This window comes from Microbacterium sp. STN6 (assembly GCF_026410545.1).
Lineage (GTDB): Bacteria > Actinomycetota > Actinomycetes > Actinomycetales > Microbacteriaceae > Root112D2.
Map to the genome: position 1 here is coordinate 1,163,700 of NZ_JAPMIT010000001.1, position 20,775 is coordinate 1,184,474.

19 protein-coding genes are annotated in these 20,775 nt (G+C 68.0%); 3 read left to right on the forward strand and 16 right to left on the reverse strand.

Annotated elements, in window-relative coordinates; translation table 11 throughout:
• Positions 1 to 70: 70 nt before the first annotated feature.
• The 13 genes from nusB to OSC27_RS05380 all read right to left on the reverse strand — a co-directional run bounded on the left by nusB (position 71) and on the right by OSC27_RS05380 (position 12,620).
• Complete coding sequence (nusB, locus tag OSC27_RS05320) at positions 71 to 493, reverse strand: transcription antitermination factor NusB (protein ID WP_267180348.1); 423 nt, start codon at positions 491 to 493, stop codon at positions 71 to 73.
• An 18-nt stretch (positions 494 to 511) separates the two neighbouring features.
• On the reverse strand, positions 512 to 1,075 hold the full coding sequence (gene efp, locus OSC27_RS05325) for an elongation factor P (RefSeq protein WP_267180349.1): 564 nt from the start codon (positions 1,073 to 1,075) through the stop codon (positions 512 to 514).
• Between the two features lie 212 nt (positions 1,076 to 1,287).
• Entirely contained in the window at positions 1,288 to 2,373 is a 1,086-nt protein-coding gene (aroB, locus tag OSC27_RS05330) for a 3-dehydroquinate synthase (RefSeq protein WP_267180350.1), read from the reverse strand.
• Positions 2,370 to 2,858: a shikimate kinase gene (locus OSC27_RS05335; protein ID WP_267180351.1), complete on the reverse strand. Its 489-nt coding sequence runs from the start codon at positions 2,856 to 2,858 to the stop codon at positions 2,370 to 2,372. The genes aroB and OSC27_RS05335 overlap by 4 nt, the downstream gene beginning before the upstream one ends.
• Positions 2,855 to 4,066 (reverse strand): chorismate synthase, encoded by a 1,212-nt coding sequence (aroC, locus tag OSC27_RS05340; RefSeq protein WP_267180352.1) that lies wholly within the window; start codon positions 4,064 to 4,066, stop codon positions 2,855 to 2,857. The genes OSC27_RS05335 and aroC overlap by 4 nt, the downstream gene beginning before the upstream one ends.
• Before the next feature lie 59 nt (positions 4,067 to 4,125).
• Entirely contained in the window at positions 4,126 to 5,073 is a 948-nt protein-coding gene (locus OSC27_RS05345; protein WP_267180353.1) for a shikimate dehydrogenase family protein, read from the reverse strand.
• Positions 5,066 to 6,388, reverse strand: a complete 1,323-nt coding sequence (gene mltG / locus OSC27_RS05350) for an endolytic transglycosylase MltG (protein ID WP_267180354.1) — start codon at positions 6,386 to 6,388, stop codon at positions 5,066 to 5,068. The genes OSC27_RS05345 and mltG overlap by 8 nt, the downstream gene beginning before the upstream one ends.
• A 26-nt stretch (positions 6,389 to 6,414) precedes the next feature.
• The gene (gene ruvX, locus OSC27_RS05355; protein WP_267180355.1) at positions 6,415 to 6,882 is read right to left on the reverse strand and encodes a Holliday junction resolvase RuvX; all 468 of its coding nucleotides are present in this window, start codon (positions 6,880 to 6,882) and stop codon (positions 6,415 to 6,417) included.
• A 13-nt stretch (positions 6,883 to 6,895) separates the two neighbouring features.
• The gene (alaS, locus tag OSC27_RS05360; protein ID WP_267180356.1) at positions 6,896 to 9,553 is read right to left on the reverse strand and encodes an alanine--tRNA ligase; all 2,658 of its coding nucleotides are present in this window, start codon (positions 9,551 to 9,553) and stop codon (positions 6,896 to 6,898) included.
• Positions 9,554 to 9,603: 50 nt separating this feature from the next.
• A complete protein-coding gene (locus OSC27_RS05365) occupies positions 9,604 to 9,822 on the reverse strand; it encodes a hypothetical protein (protein ID WP_267180357.1) in 219 nt (72 codons plus the stop codon).
• A 66-nt stretch (positions 9,823 to 9,888) separates the two neighbouring features.
• On the reverse strand, positions 9,889 to 10,287 hold the full coding sequence (locus OSC27_RS05370) for a DUF948 domain-containing protein (RefSeq protein WP_267180442.1): 399 nt from the start codon (positions 10,285 to 10,287) through the stop codon (positions 9,889 to 9,891).
• Positions 10,288 to 10,403: 116 nt separating this feature from the next.
• On the reverse strand, positions 10,404 to 11,033 hold the full coding sequence (rpsD, locus tag OSC27_RS05375; RefSeq protein ID WP_267180358.1) for a 30S ribosomal protein S4: 630 nt from the start codon (positions 11,031 to 11,033) through the stop codon (positions 10,404 to 10,406).
• A gap of 183 nt (positions 11,034 to 11,216) precedes the next feature.
• On the reverse strand, positions 11,217 to 12,620 hold the full coding sequence (locus OSC27_RS05380) for a replication-associated recombination protein A (RefSeq protein ID WP_267180359.1): 1,404 nt from the start codon (positions 12,618 to 12,620) through the stop codon (positions 11,217 to 11,219).
• A 141-nt stretch (positions 12,621 to 12,761) separates the two neighbouring features.
• Here OSC27_RS05380 and OSC27_RS05385 point away from each other — a divergent pair, with 141 nt between their 5' ends.
• From OSC27_RS05385 to OSC27_RS05395, 3 genes are all read left to right on the forward strand, one after another.
• Complete coding sequence (locus OSC27_RS05385; protein ID WP_267180360.1) at positions 12,762 to 13,574, forward strand: peptidylprolyl isomerase; 813 nt, start codon at positions 12,762 to 12,764, stop codon at positions 13,572 to 13,574.
• Between the two features lie 87 nt (positions 13,575 to 13,661).
• Positions 13,662 to 14,891, forward strand: coding sequence for a DUF349 domain-containing protein (locus tag OSC27_RS05390; RefSeq protein WP_267180361.1), 1,230 nt, complete (start codon positions 13,662 to 13,664; stop codon positions 14,889 to 14,891).
• A gap of 128 nt (positions 14,892 to 15,019) precedes the next feature.
• Positions 15,020 to 15,571 carry a hypothetical protein gene (locus OSC27_RS05395; protein ID WP_267180362.1) on the forward strand — a complete coding sequence of 184 codons (552 nt, stop codon included), beginning with the start codon at positions 15,020 to 15,022 and terminating at the stop codon, positions 15,569 to 15,571.
• Here the strand turns inward: OSC27_RS05395 and OSC27_RS05400 are convergent.
• From OSC27_RS05400 to secD, 3 genes are all read right to left on the reverse strand, one after another.
• Complete coding sequence (locus tag OSC27_RS05400) at positions 15,568 to 17,829, reverse strand: RelA/SpoT family protein (RefSeq protein ID WP_267180363.1); 2,262 nt, start codon at positions 17,827 to 17,829, stop codon at positions 15,568 to 15,570. The two genes, OSC27_RS05395 and OSC27_RS05400, sit on opposite strands and share 4 nt — an antisense overlap.
• Positions 17,830 to 17,968: 139 nt before the next feature.
• Complete coding sequence (gene secF / locus OSC27_RS05405) at positions 17,969 to 18,982, reverse strand: protein translocase subunit SecF (protein ID WP_267180364.1); 1,014 nt, start codon at positions 18,980 to 18,982, stop codon at positions 17,969 to 17,971.
• Positions 18,982 to 20,742, reverse strand: a complete 1,761-nt coding sequence (gene secD / locus OSC27_RS05410; protein ID WP_267180365.1) for a protein translocase subunit SecD — start codon at positions 20,740 to 20,742, stop codon at positions 18,982 to 18,984. Before secD ends, secF begins: the two co-directional genes overlap by 1 nt.
• Positions 20,743 to 20,775: the final 33 nt, after the last annotated feature.

Here is a 20,775-nt window from a genome sequence, read left to right on the forward strand (position 1 = left end):
AGGACGGTCGTTAAAGGATGTCTTTATGCGGCAAGCATAGCAGCGGCCGCGCTCCGATCTTTGCGCGGCTCTACGCGCGCCCGCTCTGCGTCTGCGCAATGCGGGCGAGCAGGCCGTTGACGAAGCCAGCGGACTCGTCGGTCGACAGCTCCTTCGCGGCGTCTACGGCCTCGGAGATCGCGACGCCTTCTGGCACCTCGTCGTTGAACAGGGCCTCCCAGACGCCGATGCGCAGGATCGCGCGGTCGACGGCAGGCATGCGCGCGAGACTCCAGCCCTGGGCGTACGTCGCGATGAGCTCGTCGATCTCCTCGGACCTCTCGATCACCCCGTCGACGATCTGCCTGGCGTACACCCACGACCCCTCGCGCGCCGGCTCGAGGGCCGCGCGCTCGGCCTCGCGTGCGAGTGCATCGGCGAGCGTGATCTGCCGCACATCGGCGGAGTAGAGAATATCGAGGGCCCTCTTGCGGGCCTTGCTGCGTGCGCTCATGAAGTCGAAGGGAACCGCTCAGTCGTTGACGCGGCCGAGGTAGTCGCCCGTGCGGGTGTCGACCTTGACCTTCGTGCCGGTCTCGAGGAACAGCGGAACCTGGATCTCGTAGCCGGTCTCGACGGTGGCGGGCTTGGTACCGCCGGTCGAACGGTCGCCCTGCAGGCCGGGTTCGGTGTACGTGATCTCCAGGACGACGGATGCCGGCAGCTCGACGTACAGCGGGTTGCCGTTGTTGAGGGCGACGGTCACCGGCTGGTTCTCGAGCATGAAGTTGGCGGCGTCGCCCACGACCGCCTCGGGCACCTGCAGCTGGTCGTAGTCCGTGGTGTCCATGAAGACGAAGCTGTCACCGTCGCGGTACAGGTACTGGAAGTCGCGGCGATCCACGTTCTCGAACTCGAGCTTGGCACCGGCGTTGTACGTGCGGTCGACGGTCTTGCCGCTCACCACGTTCTTGAGCTTCGTGCGCACGAACGCGCCACCCTTGCCCGGCTTGACGTGCTGGAACTCGATCACGGTCCAGAGCTGCCCGTCGATCGACAGGACGGCGCCGTTGCGGATGTCTGCGGTTGATGCCATGCGTGGGGTATCCGTTCGAAGAGAATGAGATTCTTTGCTCGCCGGCGCGAAGCCGTTCGAGGCCGTGGCTTCCGTGCGCATCGACGCCGCGTCAGCGAGGACGATGGGCGGAACGCACCGCAAGCGATTCTAGTTGTCGAACGCCCGATCGCCCAATGGTGCCAGCCGGCGATGGAACGAGACCGGCCGCCACTTCGCGCAGCGGAAGCGGGCTACGCGCCGATCTCCTGGTACGCCGCGAAGAGCAGTGACGGCTCCGGCGCCGCCAGCACGGTCGGCCTGGCGATGTCATCGAGCACGATGAAACGCAGCATGCTGCCGCGCGCCTTCTTGTCGCGGTGCATGGTGGCGAGCAGCGTCTCCCAGCGGCCGGCCGGGTATGTGGTCGGCAGGGTGAGCGAGGTGAGGATGCTGCGGTGCCGGTCGACGACGGCGTCGGAGAGCCGCCCGCTGAGCCTCGCGAGCTCAGCGGCGTACATCATGCCAATGGATACGGCTGCGCCGTGGCGCCACTGGTAGCGCTCCGCATGCTCAATAGCGTGGCCGAGGGTGTGCCCGTAGTTGAGGATCTCGCGCAACCCCTGCTCGGTGAAGTCCTCCCCCACGACGCGGGCCTTGATGGCGACCGAGAGCTCGACGAGACGGCGGAACTCGCCGGTCGTCGGGTCGGTGGCCGCCTCGAGGTCGGCCTCGATGATGTCGAGGATCTCGGGCTCGGCGATGAAACCGTACTTCACCACCTCGCCGAAGCCGGCGAGCAGGTCGTTGCGACCGAGCGGCGTGAGTGTGTCGAGGTCGATGACCACCGCTGCCGGTGCATAGAAGGAGCCGACGAGGTTCTTGCCCTCATTGGTGTTGATGCCCGTCTTGCCGCCGATGGCCGCGTCGACCATGCCGAGCAGCGTCGTCGGCACCTGCACGAGCCGCACGCCGCGCAGCCAGGTCGCCGCGACGAAGCCTGCGAGATCCGTGACGGCGCCGCCGCCGAACCCGATGACGGCGTCGCTCCTGGTGAAGTCGGCCTGGCCCATGATCTGCCAGCAGAAGGCGGCCACCTCGACACGCTTGCCCGCCTCGGCGTCCGGCACCTCGGCGAGCAGCACCTGCATGTCGCCCGCCAGCGACTCGCGTAACTCGGCGGCCGCGGCGGCGAGCGTCGGCGGGTGCACGATGAGCACCTTCGCGATCCCCTGCCCGAGGTGGCGCGCGAGATCCAGGCGAAGCCCACGCCCGATCTCGATGGGATACGGATTCGCCCCGTTCACCGTGAATGTGGTGGTCGAGCCTGCGTCGGTCATGAGTTCTCCTTCACCCAGTCTGCGAGTTCGCGCGCGATGTCGTCGAGCGGCCGGTCGGAGGTGTCGACAGTGTGATCTGCGAGCCGGCGGTAGATCGGGTCGCGAGTCTCGACCAGGCGCCGCCACGCGTCGAGGTCGGTCACGAGCGGGCGTTTGCCGCCGCCGATGCGTGAGGCTGCAGCATCCGCGGTGACGGTCAGCAGGATGACGGTCGGCGCGGCGAGGTCATGCTGGGTATCGCGGTCGAGCACCGCTCCGCCGCCGAGCGAGACGACGCCGGTGCTGCCGAGTGCCTTACTCACGACAGCGCGCTCGAGCGCGCGGAAGTGCGGTTCGCCGTGCGCGAGGAAGATCTCGTGGATGGGACCGTGCGCGGCGACGATGCGCTTGTCGGTGTCGACGAACGGCAGGCCGAGGCGCGCGGCGAGGCGCTTGCCGATGCGCGACTTTCCGGCGGCGGGCGGGCCGATGAGAACGATGCTCACGCGGGCGCGGAGGCAGACGAGCGGGCCGTGCGCAGCGACTCCGGCATGTTCTCGAGGTACGAGGTCATGTTGCGCCGCGTCTCGCCTACCGAGTCTCCCCCGAACTTCTCGACGACGGAGTTCGCGATGACGAGCGCCACCATCGCCTCGGCGACGACGCCGGAGGCCGGCACCGCGCAGACATCCGAGCGCTGATGGTGCGCGGCCGCCTCTTCGCCCGTGGCCACGTCGATCGTGTGCAGGGCATGCGGCACTGTGGCGATGGGCTTCATGCCGGCGCGAACGCGCAGCACCGTGCCCGTGGACATGCCGCCCTCGGTTCCGCCCGCCTTGTCGCTGGTGCGCACGATCTCGCCGTCGATCTCGAAGAGCTCGTCGTGCGCCTCGGATCCGCGCCGCGTGGTGGTGAGGAAGCCGTCGCCGACCTCCACGCCCTTGATCGCCTGAATGCCCATGAGTGCAGCGGCCAGCTGCGAGTCGAGCCGGCGATCCCAGTGCACGTAGGAACCGAGGCCCGGCGGCAGGCCGTAGGCGAGCACCTCGACGACGCCGCCGAGCGTGTCGCCGTCCTTGTGCGCCTCGTCGACCTCGGCAACCATCCGCTGTGAGGTCTCAGGGTCGAAGCAGCGCAGCGGATCGGCGTCGAGCATCTCCACGTCCTCCGGCGCAGGCAGCGACCTGCCTTCCGGCACGCGCACCGTGCCGATAGCGAGGGTGTGGCTGACGAGACGGATGCCGAGCTGCGCGAGGAACCCGCGGGCGAGCGCGCCGAGCGCCACCCGCGCCGCGGTCTCGCGTGCGCTCGCCCGCTCGAGTACCGGCCTGGCCTCGTCGAAACCGTACTTCTGCATGCCGACAAGGTCGGCATGACCGGGACGCGGGCGGGTGAGTGGCGCACCGCGGGCGCCGAGCTTATGGTCGGGCTCGAGCGGCTCCGGGCTCATGACGTCGACCCACTTAGGCCACTCGGTGTTGCCGATGCGGATCGCGATGGGGCTGCCTAGGCTGAGCCCGTGCCGCACCCCGCCGGAGAGGGTGAGCTCGTCCTGCTCGAACTTCATTCTGGCGCCGCGCCCGTAACCGAGCTTGCGGCGGGCGAGATCCGCCCTGATCCCGTCGAGGGAGACGGGCGTGCCTGCCGGCAGCCCCTCGAGGACGGCGATGAGTTCGGGACCGTGGGATTCCCCGGCCGTGAGCCAACGAAGCATGTTTCGATTCTGGCATAGGCCGTGCGCCGCGGCCGACGCGTGTGCCTTGCGCGGCGTCCTCAGCCGGCGTGAGGGGTGAGGCCGACCGCCGCCAGCATGTCGGCGAGCACGGCATCCTCGTCTGGCAGCGGGGCGAGCGGATCGCCGTTCACGAAGACGCGCACCTGAAGAAGGGCCTGGTGCGTCAACATGGCGAGACCCGAGAGCACGCGGCCGCCGACCTCTGCCCATGCGAGAGCGAGCTCGCTCGGCCATGGGTCGTACGCCACGTCGAGCAGCAGGGCGTGCCGTCTCGTCGAGGCGGTGAAGAGCGCTCCGGTGCGCGTGCCGCCCGGCAGCGTGCTGATCACGACATCGGGAACCGCCAGGGTGCGGTCGGCGATGCCGATGGGGCGGATCGCCACACCCATTCCGAGGGAATGCGCCAGGGGCTCCAGCCAGACGGCCCGCTCGAGCGAGCGCACCGAGAGCATGACCTGCTCGGCGCCGAGCTCCGCGGCGGCCATGACGGCGGATGCCGCGGTGGCTCCGCCGCCGAGAATGTGCACGTACCGGGCGGCGCCGACGTCGGCGGCGGCCAGCGCGCGCACGATGCCGGCGACGTCGGTGTTGAATCCGCGAAGCACGCGCCCCGAGACCGGGGCCGCGGGCCCCGCGGCCCCGGCATCCGCGTCGCCTGGGGCCTCGTCGAAGAGCAGGGTGTTCGCGGTGCCCGTGACGGTGGCGACCTGATCGGCGTGCTCGAGCAGCGGCATCACGGCCTTCTTCAGCGGCATGGTCAGCGACAGGCCGCGCCACTCGGGGCCGCATGAGTCGATAAACGACGCGAGCTGCTCCTCGCGCACATCTGCGGTCTCATACCTCATGTCGAGACCGAGTCTGGCGTAGGCGGCGTCGTGCAGCGCCGGGGACTGCGAATGCGCGATGGGAGAACCGAGCACCGCCAGGCGCCGCTGGCCGGACGCGCTCTGCGGGCCTTCGGACGCCTGTTCAGCGATATCAGCCATAGTTGGGGTGGTCCCTCATCCACTGCTGCCACTTCTTGACCGCAGCCTCGTGCTCGGCGTTCGTCGTGGAGAAGATCGTCTCGCCGGTCTCGAGGTTCCACGTCACGAAGAACATCCACGGGCCATCCGCGGGGTGCAGCGCGGCGTTGATGGCCACATCGCCCGGATTCGAAATGGGGCCGGGCGGCAGGCCCGCGTGCTGGTACGTGTTGTACGGGTTGGATGCGTCAGCACGCTCGGCGTTCGTCGTCGTCACCCGATCGGTGTGTCCGGTGCCGTACGCCACGGTGGCATCGGACTGCAGCTTCCAGCCCTGGTCGAGCCGGTTGTAGAAGACCCGTGCGACCTTCGGATAGTCGGCGGCGAGGCCGGCCTCGCGCTGCACAAGGGAGGCCATGACCACGATGTTCCAGCGGTCCGCCGGGGCGACGCCCGCCGCATCGAGCGCCTGGAACATGCGGTCGACGAGCGTCTTGATGACCTCGGGCGCCGTCACGCCCGGACTGAAGCGATACGTGGCGGGGAACAGGAAGCCCTCGAGCGTCTTCGCCTCGGGCGGCACACCGTACGCGGCCACGTCGTCCGCCGCCTTCTGCAGGTCGGCGCGAGGAAGCTTGGTCGCTGTCGCCAGGATGCCGAGCACGTCCTTCTCGGCCGTGCCCTCGGGAATGACCGCCGTCATCTCCACCTTGTTCGCCGGGTCCTCGAGCGCGGCGAGGGCCGCTTTGGCGCTCATCTTCTTCGCCAGCTTGTACGCGCCCGGCTGGAACACGGGTGAGGGCTGGGTCTTCACGAGCAGCGAATAGAACGCCTCGTAGCTCTTCGTCACGCCGGCCTTGTGCAGCGTCGAGGCGACGTCGGCGCCGATGTCGCCGCTCTTGATCGTCACAAGCACCTGGCCGGAGCCGGAGCCCTTGTAGTCGTTCGGCTCCATGGTGGCGAACAGTCGGCTCACCTGCGGCTGGAAGATCGCGTACGCGCCGCCGACGAGGCCGCCGAGGATCGCGATCACGATGAGCGTGACCCACAGGCCCTTGAGGCTGCGCCGTCGCTTCTGCCGCTCGCGAGACGGGTATTGCTGCTGCCGCCATTCAAGGCTGGGACCGGCGGGCGCCTGAGGGTCGTCTGCCTCGCCCGGAACGCTGGTGGGCTCGTCGTCGCGCCTGGCGAACCAGTCCGCGGGGACCACGCCGGGCGGCTGCTCGCTTGCCGGCCGCGCGTCCGCGGTCTCCGCACCCTCCAGACTCTTGCGCTCGGCCTCGCGTGCCTCGCGTCGCGTGAGGGGGCGCTCGCTCGCGTCGCCTGGCGAGGGCATGTCGGATCCTGGTTTCTCCGGCACGATCACAATCCAATGTTCGGTGTCACGGGCGTGCCCGGCGGGTTGCCCGAGGAACGCTCCGAGTCGAGCGCGTGCTGCAAAATTACCGTGGCGGCCGCCTGGTCCACCACCTGGCGCTGTGCCTTGGCGCGCTTTCCGCCCGCGTACAGGGCGGTGCTCGCCGACACCGTCGAGAGCCGCTCGTCAACGAGACGGACGGGCACAGCGGATGCCGCGGCCAGCCGGTGCGCGAACGCCACCGCATCCGCGGTCGACGCCGTGCTGCGCCCCGACAGCGCGAGCGGATGCCCCACCACGATCTCGGCGGCCTCGTACTCCTCGACGAGGGCGAGGATGCGCGTCACATCGCTGTCGTCATCGGCCCGGCGCACCGTCTCGATGGGCAGAGCGAGCATGCCCTGAGGGTCGCTGCGGCTGACGCCGATGCGCACCGTGCCCACATCGATGCCGAGCCGCGTCCCGTTCCGCATTCGCCTGCTCTCGCTACCCGCCGACGGCCTCGGCGACGGCAGCCAGGGCCGTGCCGATGGCGTTGACGTCGGTTCCGCCACCCTGCGCCAGGTCGTCCTTGCCGCCGCCGCCTCCGCCGAGGCGCGCCGCGGCAAGCCTGACGAGCGCGCCGGCGCGCGAGCCCGCCTGACGCGCGGCATCGTTGGTGGCGACGATCACGACGGGCCGGTCCGATACGCGCGCCGCGAGGGCGACAACGGCCGCGTCGGAGCTGAGGCGCTCGCGCACGCTCGTCACGAGCATGCGCAGCTCATCGGCGCTCGAGAGCGTGCCTGCGTCTGCGGCGACGAACGTGACGCTGCCGCGGCGCTCCGCCTTGGCCACCAGCTCGGGAACACGATCGAGCACGGCCCGCGCCTCGAACGCCGCGATCTTCTTCTCTGCGGCCTTGAGGCTTGCCATGAGGTCGGCCACGCGCTGCGGCAGCTGCTCCCGGGGGGTCTTCAGGGTTCCGGTCAGCTGGGAGACGATGGTGCGCTCGGTGGCGAGGTCGCGGAAGGCGTCGACGCCCACGAGCGACTCGACGCGCCGGTTCGTCGAGCCGACGGACGACTCGCTGATGAGGTTGATGATGCCGACCTCCGAACTCGTCGAGACGTGCGTGCCCGCGCACAGCTCCCGCGACCATGGGCCGCCGATGTCGACCATGCGCACGGTGTCTCCGTACTTCTCGCCGAACAGCGCCATCGCGCCCATCGACTTCGCCTCGGCGATCGGAAGCTCGCGCGTGACCACCTCGAGATTGTCGCGGATGGCGTTGTTCGCGATCTCCTCGATCTCGCCGCGCGTGTCGCTCGAGAGCGCGTGGTTCCACGAGAAGTCGAGCCTGAGGTAGCCCGCCTTGTTGTACGAACCGGACTGGTGCGCCTGCGGGCCGAGAACCTGGCGCAGGGCGGCGTGGATGAGGTGGGTTCCGGAATGCGCCTGGCGGGCGCCGCGACGGTAGGCCGCGTCGACGACGCTCGTGGCGGGGGCATCGACGCTGACCTCGCCGTTTGTGACCCGCACCGTGTGGCTGATGAGACCCTTGATGGGCTTCTGCACGTCGAGAACGTCGAGCTCGTACGAGGGGCCGACGATGCGGCCCGCGTCTGCGTCCTGCCCACCGGATTCCGCATAGAGGGCGGTGTCGGCCAGGATCACCTCGGCCACGTCCCCCACCGAGGCGGAGCGCACGGACTGGCCGTCGACGATGATGCCGAGCACGCGAGACTCGGTTTGCAGCTCGGTGTATCCCGTGAAGTTCGTCTCGCCGAGGGAGCGGAACGCGCTGTAGACGGAGAGGTCGGCCAGCGCCGTCTTCTTCGCCTTCGCGTCGGCCTTGGCGCGGGCGCGCTGCTCGGCCATGAGCGTGTCGAAGGCCCCGCGGTCGACCGAGAGCCCGGCCTCCTCGGCCATTTCGAGCGTCAGGTCGATCGGGAAGCCGTACGTGTCATGCAGCAGGAACGCGGTGTCGCCGCCGAGCCTCGTGCCGCCCGCAGAGCGCGTCTTCTCCACCGCGAGGTCGAGGATGTCTGTTCCTCCGGCGAGGGTGCGCAGGAACGACTCCTCCTCGGCGTATGCCAGGCGGGAGACGCGGTCGAACTCCGCCGCGACATCGGGGTAGGCCGTACTCATGGCATCCCGCGAGAGGGTGAAGAGTTCCGGGAACGTCGCACCGGCTACCCCGAGCAGGCGCATGCTGCGCACCGTGCGACGAAGTAGGCGGCGCAGGATGTAGCCACGACCCTCGTTCGACGGGGTGACCCCGTCGACCATGAGCATGAGAGCGCTGCGCACATGGTCGGCGACCACGCGCAGTCGCACGTCGTCTTCGTGCACCGCCCCGTACGTCTTGCCCGCCAGGGCCGCCGCCCGGTCGAGGACCGGCCGCACCTGGTCGATCTCGTACATGTTCTCGACGCCCTGCTTCAGGAAGGCGACACGCTCGAGGCCCATGCCGGTGTCGATGTTGCGCTTGGGCAGGTCGCCGAGAATCTCGAAGTCGTCCTTGCCGTTGCCCTCGCCACGCAGGTACTGCATGAAGACGAGGTTCCAGATCTCGACGTAGCGGTCGTCGTCGGTCGCCGGTCCACCGTCGCGGCCGTAGGCCGGACCACGGTCGAAGAAGATCTCGGAGCACGGGCCGGCAGGTCCCGGTTGCCCGGTCGACCAGTAGTTGGTATCCATCCCGAGGCCCTGGATGCGCTCGTCGGGCAGTGACGAGACGCGGCGCCAGATCTCGCGCGCCTCGTCGTCGTCGCGGTACACCGTGACCCAGAGATCCTTCGGATCGAAGCCGAGCCCACCGGCATCCTCGCTTGAGGTCAGCAGTTGCCACGCGAACGTGATGGCCGCTTCCTTGAAGTAGTCGCCGAACGAGAAGTTGCCGCACATCTGAAAGAACGTGCCGTGCCTCGGAGTCTTGCCGACCTCGTCGATGTCGTTGGTCCTGATGCACTTCTGCACGCTCGTGGCCCGCGGGTACGGTGCGGGAACCAGCCCCGTGAGATACGGAACGAACGGCACCATGCCGGCGACCGTGAAGAGCAGCGACGGGTCATCGCTGACGAGCGAGGCGGAGGGGACGACGGTGTGGCCGCGCTCGGCGAAGAACGCAAGCCAGCGCCTGTGGATTTCGGCAGTCTGCATGAGGTCCTGAAAGAAGGGACTCGTCGTCGGGGACGGCGAGTCGGGCGGTGTCAGTTGGAGAGGTCGGAGATCGTCTCGGCCGCGTCATCGAGGGCGTCGCGCAGCTCGGCCTCGCGCTGGCGGTAGCCATCGCTCACGGCGGCACCGAACTCGCGTGCCTTCCGGTCGATGTCGCTGAACAGCGCTCGCCCGCGAGGCGTCTGGTTGACCTTGTGCGCCACGACGAAGCCGACGGCGACGCCGACGACCAGCCAGAGGAAACTCTTCATACCTTCTTCTCCGTTACAAGGTGAATGTCGATCGCGTGCGAGCGAGGGAAAGCGTGAGCCCTCAGTTTAGTGGCTGCCATCACGCGAACGCTTGGAGCCGGCAGGGCGCTTGCCGGCCGCGCCCGCGGCCTTGAAAGCGGCGCGGACCCCGGCTGAGAACCCGGCGAGTTTGATGAGCGGGCCGCCGACGGTGGCGGCGACGAGTGCCACGAGCGCCGAGACGTTCCCCGTGACCTCCTCGACGTGTCCCGTGATGGTATCGACACGCTTGAGCTGGGCGTCGGCGTCGCGGATCGTGCCGGCCGTCTCCTCGAGGATCGGGGCGAGGCCGTCGCTCGCCTCCCTGATCGCGGCGCGCGTCTCATCGAGTACGCGGCCGAGCTTGAGGAGCGGCACCGCGAGGAGCCCGACGAGAACGGCGAACACGAGCGCCGCGACAAGACCGGCGATGTCGGAGACGGACATGCTGATCACTTCCATTCCTTGTGAGGCATACACGTGTCGCCCGCGGGCGCCGTCTTAAACGGCGAAGAGCGGGCCACCCGAGGGTGACCCGCTCCAGCCTAGTTGAGCGTTGCCGTTTAGCGAGCCGCGTAGTACTCGACGACGAGCTGAACGTCGCACGTGACCGGCACCTCGGCGCGCTTGGGGCGACGCACGAGACGCGCGTGCAGCTTGTCGAGCTCCACATCGAGGTACGCGGGGACCTTCGGCAGCACCTCGGCGTGGCCGCCGGCGGCGGCGACCTGGAACGGCTCCGTGCCTTCGCTCTTCGGCTTCACGTGGATGAGCTGGCCCGGCTTCACGCGGAACGACGGGCGGTCGACAAGCTGGCCATCGACCAGAATGTGACGGTGCACGACCATCTGGCGGGCCTGCGCCGTGGTGCGGGCGAAGCCGGCGCGCAGCACGAGTGCGTCGAGACGCATCTCGAGCAGCTCGACCAGGTTCTCACCGGTCAGGCCGGCGGCACGACGGGACTCCTGGAAGACGATCTTCAGCTGGGCCTCGCGGATGCCGTACTGGGCACGCAGGCGCTGCTTCTCGCGCAGGCGCACCGCGTAGTCGGAGTCGGCCTTGCGCTTGCTGCGACCGTGCTCGCCGGGGCCGTACGGGCGCTTCTCGAGGTACTTCGCCGCCTTGGGGGTCAGGGCGATGCCCAGTGACCGGGAGAGGCGGGTCTTGCTACGGGTACGTGACTTGGTGGACAAGTCTTTCCTTTCGGTTGTCTCTCTAACAATGGAAGCAGGCATACAGAACGTCCTGCGAAGATTAGAGGGATGCTGCCACGGGCCACCCGGCTACAGGGCGGGCCCAGTTGGAACCGGATGTCGACGCAGCCGCACGCGACACCCACTCCTAGGCCCATACACTCTAGCAGATTGGCTGCGTCGCTACTCGCCTCTCACGATGCGCCGTAGCTTGGCCAGGCGTGCCGAGACGTCCCGCTCGTTCCCATGCTCCGTTGGCGAGTAGTACGTTGTGCCGTCGAGCTCGTCCGGCAGGTAATCCTGCCGCAGCACGCCGAGTGCGTCGTCGTGCGGATACCGGTACCCCTTGCCGTGACCGAGCCGCTTCGCGCCGGGGTAGTGCGCGTCACGCAGGTGCTTCGGGACCCGCCCGATCTTGCCGGCGCGCACGTCGGCAAGCGCCGCATCCAGCGCCATGTACGCAGCATTCGACTTCGGTGCCGTCGCCAGATGCACGACGGCCTGGGCCAGAGGGATGCGCCCTTCTGGCATGCCGATGAGTTGCACGGCGTCGGCAGCCGCGACGGCGATCGTGAGAGCCTGGGGGTCGGCCATCCCGATGTCCTCTGACGCGAGCACGATGATGCGGCGTGCGATGAAGCGCGGGTCCTCCCCCGCCTCGATCATGCGCGCAAGGTAGTGCAGCGCCGCATCGACATCCGACCCGCGCACCGACTTGATGAAGGCGCTGATGACGTCGTAGTGCTCGTCACCGTTGCGGTCGTAGCGCAGCAGGGCGCGATCGACCGCGAGAGCGACGAGTTCGGCCGTGATGGCCGGATGCACGGGGCGTGCCTCATCCTCATCCTCTACCTCGTCCCCGTTCCCGTTCCCGTCCTCTTGTGCGGGCTTGTCGTCCGACGCGGCAGCCGACGAGGCGGAGACGGCCGCCGCCTCGAGAGCGGTGAGCGCGCGCCTCGCATCGCCCGACGCGAGGCGGATGAGCACGGCGCGGGCGTCATCCGCAAGTTCGAAACGACCGTCGAGGCCGCGCTCGTCGATGAGTGCCCGGTCGATGAGAATGCCGAGGTCGTCGTCGCTGAGGGGCTCAAGCGTGAGCAGCAGGGAACGCGACAGGAGCGGCGCGATGACCGAGAATGACGGGTTCTCGGTGGTCGCGGCGACCAGGATGACCCAGCCGTTCTCGACGCCCGGCAGCAGCGCGTCCTGCTGCGCCTTGGTGAAGCGATGGATCTCGTCGAGAAAGAGGACCGTGGAGATGCCGTAGAGGTCGCGGCTCGACAGCGCCTCCTCCATGACCTGGCGCACGTCGCGTACGCCCGCAGAGACGGCGGAGAGCTCGACGAACCGGCGCCCGGATGAGTGCGCGATGGCCTGTGCGAGTGTGGTCTTGCCCGTGCCGGGCGGGCCCCAGAGAATGACGGAGACCGAGCCACGCTCCCCCGTCTTGTCTGCCGCCAGGCTGACGAGCGGCGAGCCCGGGGTCAGCAGGTGGCGCTGGCCAGCCACCTCGTCGAGGCTGCGCGGGCGCATGCGCACGGCCAGCGGGGTGGCGCCGGAATGAAGGCCCGGCTGTGCAGGGACCATGCTGAAAGCGTACCGGCGCGGTGCGAGGCCGCACGCCGTTTTGCGCCCATAGGGTGTTTGCGTAGAGTCGAGAAGTCGAGCCCACCGCACAGCGGGCTCGACTTCTCTGCGCCGTAGCGACGCGCCCGATGGAGGACACACGTGGCATCGAAGAATGCGAACGATCGAGAGGCTCGCGCGGCCAGGGAACGCCTGCGCGCGTACCAGGCGAGGCAGGCCGTTCACGAGCACACGGTGCGCCGCCGACGCCGAGACAACATCATCGCCGGCATCGGGATTGCGGTGATCGTGGTGCTCGCGGTCGCGACACAGCTTCTCTACTTCCAGGGCCCGGGGAAGGCCGCACCGCAGGCGGCCCCGAGCAGCACGCCGAGCCCGAGCGCCTCGTGCCCGCCCGCCGCTGATTCTGCGAACAAAGGGGACGTGCCCGCGGCATCCGTCTCCGAGTGCCGTACGTGGAGCGGAACGATGACGCTCAACGACGTGAAGCTCGGCATCGCGCTCGACGGCGCGGCGGCGCCGCAGGCGGTCGCCTCCACCGTGTCGCTCGTGCAGAAGGGGTTCTACACGGGGCTCACCTGCCACCGGCTCACGAACGGCGGCTTCTACGTGCTGCAGTGCGGCGACCCGAACGGCAACGGCTCCGGCGGTCCGGGCTACAGCTACGGTCCGATCGAGAACGCGCCGGCAGACAACGTGTACCCGGCCGGCACGATCGCCATGGCGCGCCAGGGCGGCGACGCGGCAAGCCAGGGCAGCCAGTTCTTCATCGTCTACAAGAAGACCACCATTCCCTCGGATGCGGCGGGCGGCTACACCGTCATCGGTCACGTCACGAGCGGGCTTGCCGACCTGACCTCGCAGATCACCGACAAGGGCGTCGTGCCGGGCACGTCGGCGAGTGACGGCGCACCGGTCGTACCGACGAAGATCACCTCGATAACACTTCAGTAGCCATGCGCGCGCGTCGGACGCGTGCAATAGGCTGAAACGCGAACGTGCGGCTGCCAGGCGGGCCGCCGGTGGACAAGGTGAGTTCTTTTGGCTACTTCTGATCAGCAACCGTGGGGACGCGTCGACGAGACCGGAACCGTGTACGTGCGCGAGGGCGATGGCGAGCGCGTCGTCGGGCAGTACCCGGACGGCAGTGCCGAGGAGGCCCTCGCGTACTTCCAGCGCAAGTTCGCCGATCTCGCCGGGCAGGTGACCCTGCTCGAGCAGCGTGTGCGCCGTGGGGCTCCGGCGGCAGACATCGCTCGTGCCGTGGCGAAGCTGCAGGCGCAGGTGGTCGACGCGAACGCCGTGGGCGACCTCGCGTCGCTCGCCACGCGGCTCGGCGCGCTCGGCGGAACGGTCGAGGAGTTGACCGAGCAGCAGAGCGCCCAGGCGCAGGAGGCCCTGGCCGCGGCCGTGGCCGAGCGCACCGCCATCGTCGATGAGGCCGAGGCCCTCGCTGCTTCCGATCCCGCGCGCACGCAGTGGAAGCAGGCATCCGCCCAGCTCGACGCTCTCTTTGCGCGTTGGCAGACTCACCAACAGGACGGCCCGAGGCTGCCGAAGGGCGAGGCGAACGAGTTGTGGCGTCGATTCCGGGCGGCACGAAGCACGGTGGAGCACAACCGTAAGGCGTTCTTCGCCGAGCTCGACGCGCAGCACAAAGACGTGCGTTCGCGTAAGACGGCGCTCATCGAGAAGGCTGAGGCGCTCATCCCCCAGGGCGCGGATGCGGTTCCGGCGTACCGTCAGCTGCTCGATGACTGGAAGCAGGCCGGCCGCGCGGGCAAGCGCAACGATGACGCGCTGTGGGCGCGATTCAAGGCCGCGGGCGACGTGATCTACCAGGCGAAGTCGGCGGTCGACGCCAAAGAGAACGAGGAGTTCTCTGCCAATCTCGCCGAAAAGCTCGCGCTGCTCGACGAGGCCGAGCCGCTGCTTGGCGCGACGGATCGCGCCGCCGCGCGCGCCTCCCTCACCTCGATCCAGCGGCGCTGGGATGAGATCGGCAAGGTGCCGCGCGAGCAGGTGCGTGTGATCGAGGAGAGGTTGCGCCGCATCGAGACCGCCGTGCGCAAGCTTGAGGACGAGCATTGGCAGCGCAACAATCCTGAGAAGCAGGCGCGCTCCGAGGGCCTCGCGAGCCAGCTGAACGACGCCATCGCGAAGCTCGAGTCTGAGCTCGAGCGGGCGCGTGCGACCGGTGATGCGGCGAAGATCGCCGAGGCGCAGGAGGCGCTCGACGCCCGCCGCCTCTGGCTTGACGCCCTGAAATGACGAGACGGCGGTGACGGATGGCGACGCCGGTCGCCATTCACCATCCACAGGCGCCGTCACACTCGAGCGCGTCCACAGATTGCGCGAGCCGGCATCCGGGCGCCGCGGCCGGGATGCAGGCTGGAGACATGCCTCGCCTCATTCCGTGTGTTCTGACGGAGACTGACCTCCCGCTTGCCGAGCTGTGCGCGGCGCGGATGGACGGCGAGGTTTTCGCGATCGACGAGTGCTTCGCCGCGATCGACGAGGTCGAGCGGTCGGCGCTGCGCGCCGGTTCTCTCGCGAGCCTGATCCCCGCCCACGCGATCGCCGAGAGTGCGAGCGCGCTCTGGGTCTACGGCATCGACCGCCTTCCCCCGCCGCGACACACACTCTGCGTACCGATCAGTCGCCGGGCGCGGATCGCGCCATCCGCGCGCTGGCACGTGAGCGAGCGCGTCATCCGCGAATCCGAGATCGAGCGGATCGGCGAGCTTCGCATCGTGACGCCGATGTTCGCCGCGCTCGACCTACTGCATCGCACGGATCGATTCGATGCGGCAGATGTGAGGCGCATCCGTTCTCTGATGCGCCTTGGCAGCTTCGGTGCGGCCGAGTGCCGTGCGCTCGTCGAGGCGCGCTCCAGCATCCCGGGCAGCAGGCTGGCGCGCAATCGTCTTGACTCGCTGCAGGCCGCCTAACCCGCGCTCACGCGGTAGACGTCGTAGACGGTGTCAATTCGGCGCACGGCGTTCAGCACGCGGTCGAGGTGCGTGGTGTCCCCCATCTCGAATACGAAGCGGCTGATCGCGAGCCGGTTGCTCGAGGTGTTCACGGTCGCCGAGAGGATATTGACGTGGTACTCCGAGAGAACGCGGGTGACGTCGGAGAGCAGACCGGCGCGGTCGAGCGCCTCGACCTGGATCTGCACGAGGAACACGCTCTTCGAGCTCGGTGCCCACTCGACATCGATCATGCGCTCCGGTTCCTTCATGAGCGACTGCACGTTGTGGCAACTCGCCTGGTGCACCGAGACGCCGGAGCCGCGCGTGATGAATCCCACGATGGGGTCGCCGGGAACCGGTGTGCAGCACTTGGCGAGCTTGACGAGGATATCGGGCGCTCCACGAACCAGGACGCCGGAGTCGCTGTTGCGCAGCGCCCGTGTGCGGCCCCGAGCAGAGACGGAGAGGTCGCTGTTCTCGTGTTCCGCCTCCGATTGCGCGGTCGCCAGTACCTTCTCGATCACGGACTGGGTCGACACGTGGCCCTCGCCGACCGCCGCGTACAGGGCGGAGACGTCGTCGTAGTGCAGCTGAGCGGCGACCTCGGCGAGCGAGTCCTGGTTCATGAGCTTCTGCAGGGGAAGGTTCTGCTTGCGCATGGCGCGGGCGATCGCATCCTTGCCCTGCTCGATCGCCTCGTCGCGGCGCTCCTTCGTGAACCATTGGCGGATCTTGGTGCGTGCCCGCGGGCTCTTGACGAAGTTCAGCCAGTCCTGGCTGGGACCGGAATCCGGGTTCTTCGAGGTGAAGACCTCGACGACGTCGCCCGTCACGAGCGTGCTCTCGAGAGGAACGAGGCGCCCGTTCACCTTGGCGCCCATGGTGCGGTGGCCGACCTCGGTGTGCACCGCGTAGGCGAAGTCCACCGGGGTGGCGCCGGCCGGCAGTCCGATCACGCGCCCCTTCGGCGTGAAGACGTACACCTCTTTCGCGCCGATCTCGAACCGCAGCGAGTCGAGGAACTCGCCGGGGTCGGCCGTCTCTGCCTGCCAGTCGGAGATGTGCGCGAGCCACGCCATGTCGGTGTCGAGCTTGCGCGAGGAGGCGACGGCGGCGCCCTTGCCGTTCGCCACCTGCTCCTTGTACTTCCAGTGAGCGGCGACGCCGAACTCGGCTCGGCGGTGCATCTCCTCGGTGCGGATCTGGATTTCGACCGCGCGGCCCTCCGGCCCCACGACGGTCGTGTGCAGGGACTGGTACAGGTTGAACTTGGGCGTGGCGATGTAGTCCTTGAAGCGGCCGGGGATCGGCGTCCAGCGCGCATGGATCTGGCCGAGGACCGCATAGCAGTCGCGCACCGAGTTGACCATGATGCGGATCCCGACGAGATCGTAAATGTCGTCGAACTCGCGGCCGCGCACCACCATCTTCTGGTAGATCGAGTAGAGCTGCTTCGGTCGCCCGCTCACCTTGCCGCGGATCTTCGCCGTTTTCAGGTCTTCCCCTACGACGTCGATGACCTGCTGCACGATGTGCTCGCGCTGCGGCGCCCTCTGTTTCACGAGGGAATCGATCTCTGCGTAGATCTTCGGCTGCAGCACCGCGAACGACAGGTCCTCGAGCTCCCACTTGATGGCCTGGATACCGAGGCGGTGCGCGAGCGGAGCGTAGATCTCCAGGGTCTCGGTCGCCTTGCGCTTGGCCGACTCGGCGGGCACGAAGCCCCACGTCCTGGCGTTGTGCAGTCGGTCCGCGAGCTTGATGATGAGCACGCGGATGTCCTTCGACATGGCCACGATCATCTTGCGCACGGTCTCGGCCTGCGCGCTCTCGCCGTACTTCACCTTGTCGAGTTTGGTGACGCCGTCGACGAGCATGGCGACCTCGTCGCCGAAGTCCGCCCGCAGCTGGTCGAGCGAATAGTCGGTGTCTTCGACCGTGTCGTGCAGCAGCGCCGCCGCGATGGTCTTCGAGCCGATGCCGAGATCGGCCAGAATCTGCGCAACCGCGACGGGATGCGTGATGTACGGCTCGCCGCTGCGGCGCTTCTGCCCGTCGTGGGCGCGCTCTGCGGTGGAGTACGCGCGCTCGATGAGAGGCACATCGGCCTTCGGCTGGTGCATGCGCACCGTGCGGATCAGCGTGTCCACAGCGCCGGCCGGCTGCGCACGCGAGAAGATGCGCGGCACGAGGCGGCGCAGGGAGGTCGACTGCGATGTCGTCGTGTCAACCATGCGTGCCTCCGCCATCCATTATCTCGTCATTCGCCCGTTACCGCTGACCACAGGGTCGAACGGCAAACGTGCGAGGCGCGAGGGAGGAACGACGGGTGGCAGAAGGCAGACTCGCGAGAAGCGGATGCGCGTGGCCGCTCTATTCCGCCACGGCGACGGCGGTCTCGGTGCTCGTCTTCGGCCGAGCGCCGAGAACCTTGCGGTCGTGCTTGCGGATCGCGGCTTCCGGTTCCCGGAATTCTGCATAGAGTGGCGCGGCGATGAAGATGGTGGAATATGTGCCGATGAGGATGCCGATAAAGAGCGACAGCGAGATGTCCCGCAGCGTGTCGGCGCCGAACGCGAGCGCGCCGATGAACAGGATCGCGCCGACTGGCAGCGCCGCAACGACACCCGTGTTGATCGAGCGCACGAGCGTCTGGTTGACGGCGAGGTTGACGGATTCCGAGAACGTGCGCCTGGTTCGGTCTGCCTCTTCGCTCGTGTTCTCTCTGATCTTGTCGAAGACCACGACGGTGTCGTACAGCGAATAGCCGAGGATCGTGAGGAACCCGATCATGGTGGCAGGCGTGATCTCGAAGCCGACGAGCGCATAGATTCCTGCCGTCAGCACGAGGTCGTGCAGCAGCGAGAGAATGGCGGCCGCCGACATCTTCCACGTTCGGAAGTACAGCGCCATCGCGATGAACGCCAGCAGGAGGAACACGACGAGGCCCTGGATGGCCTGCCTGCTGACATCCTCACCCCAGCTCGGCCCGATGTAGGACGAGGTCACATCCTTGGCTCGAACGTCGTACGCCTTCGCGAGGGCGTCGGCGACCCGCCGAGACTGGTCGGTACTCAACTGGTCGGTCTGCACTCGAACGCCGTTGTTGTTGACGCTCGTGACCTGCGCCACGGCGTCGGGAGCGACGGAGGAGACCGCGTTCTGTGCAAGGGACTGCTCTGTTGTCGAGACACCCGACACCTGGAACTGCGAGCCGCCCTTGAAGTCGATGCCGAAGTTGAAGCCGCCCTTGGCGATGGGGATGATGATCGAGGCGATCAGCACCACGATGGCGATGCTGTACCAGATCTTGCGCTTGCCGACGAAGTCGACGGAGCGCGCGCCCGTGTAGAGGTCGTTGCCGAATCGCTGGAACCGGGTGGCCATCAGGAATCCTTCCCGTCGTTCGTGCGATCCGAACCGCCGGAGTTGGCGGATGCCAGCTCCGCCTTGCGCTCGGCGATCGTCTGGCGCTTCGCCGCCTCACGGCTACTGGATGCCACCGCCGAGGCCTTGACGCCGATCGCCGGTGCCCGGAACTGCGCCGCGCCACGATACAACGCGCCGAGGGCATCCGGATCGAGCCCCGACAGCTTGTGGCCGGAGGCGAAGAACTTCGTCTGCGCCAGCAGCTGCAGCGTCGGATGGGTGAAGAGGATGACGACGAGCACGTCGATCACGGTCGTCACGCCCAACGTGAACGCGAAGCCCTGCACGTTGCCCACCGCGAGCACGTAGAGCACGACCGCGGCAAGGAGGTTGGTGGCCTTCGAGGCGTAGATGGTGCGCTTGGCCCGCTTCCAGCCGGCCTCCACGGCGGATTCGAGACCTCTCCCCTCGCGCAACTCGTCGCGTATTCGCTCGAAGTACACGATGAACGAGTCGGCCGTGAAGCCGATGGCCACGATGAGGCCTGCGACACCGGCGAGGGAGAGCCGGTAGTCGATGCGCCAGGAGAGGATCGCAATGATGAGGTACGTGAGCACCGCGGCGCCGACGAGCGAGGTGATGGTCACGAAACCGAGCAGGCGGTACTGGAACAGGGTGTAGATGACGACGAGTGCGAGGCCGATGAGCCCGGCGAGGAGCCCGGTCTCGAGCTGCGACGAGCCGAGTGTCGCCGAGATGGTGTTCTGACTCTGCACCTTGAAGCTCACGGGCAGCGCACCGAACTTCAACTGATTCGCGAGCGTCTTCGCTGAGGTCTCGGTGAACGAGCCGGAGATCTGCGCGTTACCGTCGGTGATCGCGCCGTTCATTGTCGGGGCCTCGAGCACCTTGCCGTCGATGACGAACGCGAATCGGGCTCGAGGGTCGGTGCCGCTCGTGTCGGCCTGAGTGAAGGCATAGAGCCGCTTGCTGACCTTCGCGAAGTTTGTCTTGCCCTTGCCCGCGAACGAGACGTTGACCGCCCACTCGCCTGTCGTGACGCCACTCTGAGAGGTCATGAGCCCGGCGCTTGCATTGGAGATCGTCGATCCGTCGACCTCGACGGGACCGAGAATGTACTTGAACTGGCCTGCGTCGTCGCAGGTGACGAGCGGCTTCTTGGGGTCGGCACTGCTTGTCACGCCGCTGGCGTCTTTTGCGCAATTGAATGCGTCGTACTTCGCTTTCAGCGCCGGCGTGATCCAGGCAAGATCGCTGCCGTTCGTCGGCACGCTCGTCGGCGTGCTGCTGAGCGACTGCGTCGGGGTCGGGGTCGGAGCCGGCGTTGCACTCGAGCCGTTATCGCCGACGGAACTCGTGGACGAGGCCTCGGTGAGCAGAACCGGTCGCAGTTCCATCTTCGATGAGGCCTGGATGCGCTGCCGTGTCGCGTCGTCGAGCGGGCCGGGGATGGACACGACCACGTTGCGGTCGCCCTGCGTGCTGACCTGCGCCTCGGAGACGCCGGAGGCGTCGACGCGCTGCCGGATGATCGACACGGCCTGGCTGAGCTCGTCCTTTGAAACCGTCTTACCGTGCTCGAGCTGGGGGGCGAGGATGATCTCGGTGCCGCCCTCGAGGTCGAGGCCGAGCTTCGGCATCCACGTTGCGCCACCCAGCAGCACGCCGCCGACCAGGATGCCCACGAGAGCGACCACGATGACGCCAAGCCAGGTCAGGGACCGCCATGCCTTCTTGACCGGAGACGACTTTGCCACCAGGAACTCTGCTTTCTACGCTCGCACCAGCGC

Bases quoted from the DNA above. Each gene is read 5' to 3' on its own strand.
- nusB (WP_267180348.1), bottom strand. From the start codon at position 493: ATGAGCGCACGCAGCAAGGCCCGCAAGAGGGCCCTCGATATTCTCTAC.
- efp (WP_267180349.1), bottom strand. From the start codon at position 1,075: ATGGCATCAACCGCAGACATCCGCAACGGCGCCGTCCTGTCGATCGAC.
- aroB (WP_267180350.1), bottom strand. From the start codon at position 2,373: ATGACCGACGCAGGCTCGACCACCACATTCACGGTGAACGGGGCGAAT.
- aroC (WP_267180352.1), bottom strand. From the start codon at position 4,066: ATGCTTCGTTGGCTCACGGCCGGGGAATCCCACGGTCCCGAACTCATC.
- OSC27_RS05345 (WP_267180353.1), bottom strand. From the start codon at position 5,073: ATGGCTGATATCGCTGAACAGGCGTCCGAAGGCCCGCAGAGCGCGTCC.
- mltG (WP_267180354.1), bottom strand. From the start codon at position 6,388: ATGCCCTCGCCAGGCGACGCGAGCGAGCGCCCCCTCACGCGACGCGAG.
- ruvX (WP_267180355.1), bottom strand. From the start codon at position 6,882: ATGCGGAACGGGACGCGGCTCGGCATCGATGTGGGCACGGTGCGCATC.
- alaS (WP_267180356.1), bottom strand. From the start codon at position 9,553: ATGCAGACTGCCGAAATCCACAGGCGCTGGCTTGCGTTCTTCGCCGAG.
- OSC27_RS05365 (WP_267180357.1), bottom strand. From the start codon at position 9,822: ATGAAGAGTTTCCTCTGGCTGGTCGTCGGCGTCGCCGTCGGCTTCGTC.
- OSC27_RS05370 (WP_267180442.1), bottom strand. From the start codon at position 10,287: ATGTCCGTCTCCGACATCGCCGGTCTTGTCGCGGCGCTCGTGTTCGCC.
- OSC27_RS05380 (WP_267180359.1), bottom strand. From the start codon at position 12,620: ATGGTCCCTGCACAGCCGGGCCTTCATTCCGGCGCCACCCCGCTGGCC.
- OSC27_RS05395 (WP_267180362.1), top strand. From the start codon at position 15,020: ATGCCTCGCCTCATTCCGTGTGTTCTGACGGAGACTGACCTCCCGCTT.
- OSC27_RS05400 (WP_267180363.1), bottom strand. From the start codon at position 17,829: ATGGTTGACACGACGACATCGCAGTCGACCTCCCTGCGCCGCCTCGTG.
- secF (WP_267180364.1), bottom strand. From the start codon at position 18,982: ATGGCCACCCGGTTCCAGCGATTCGGCAACGACCTCTACACGGGCGCG.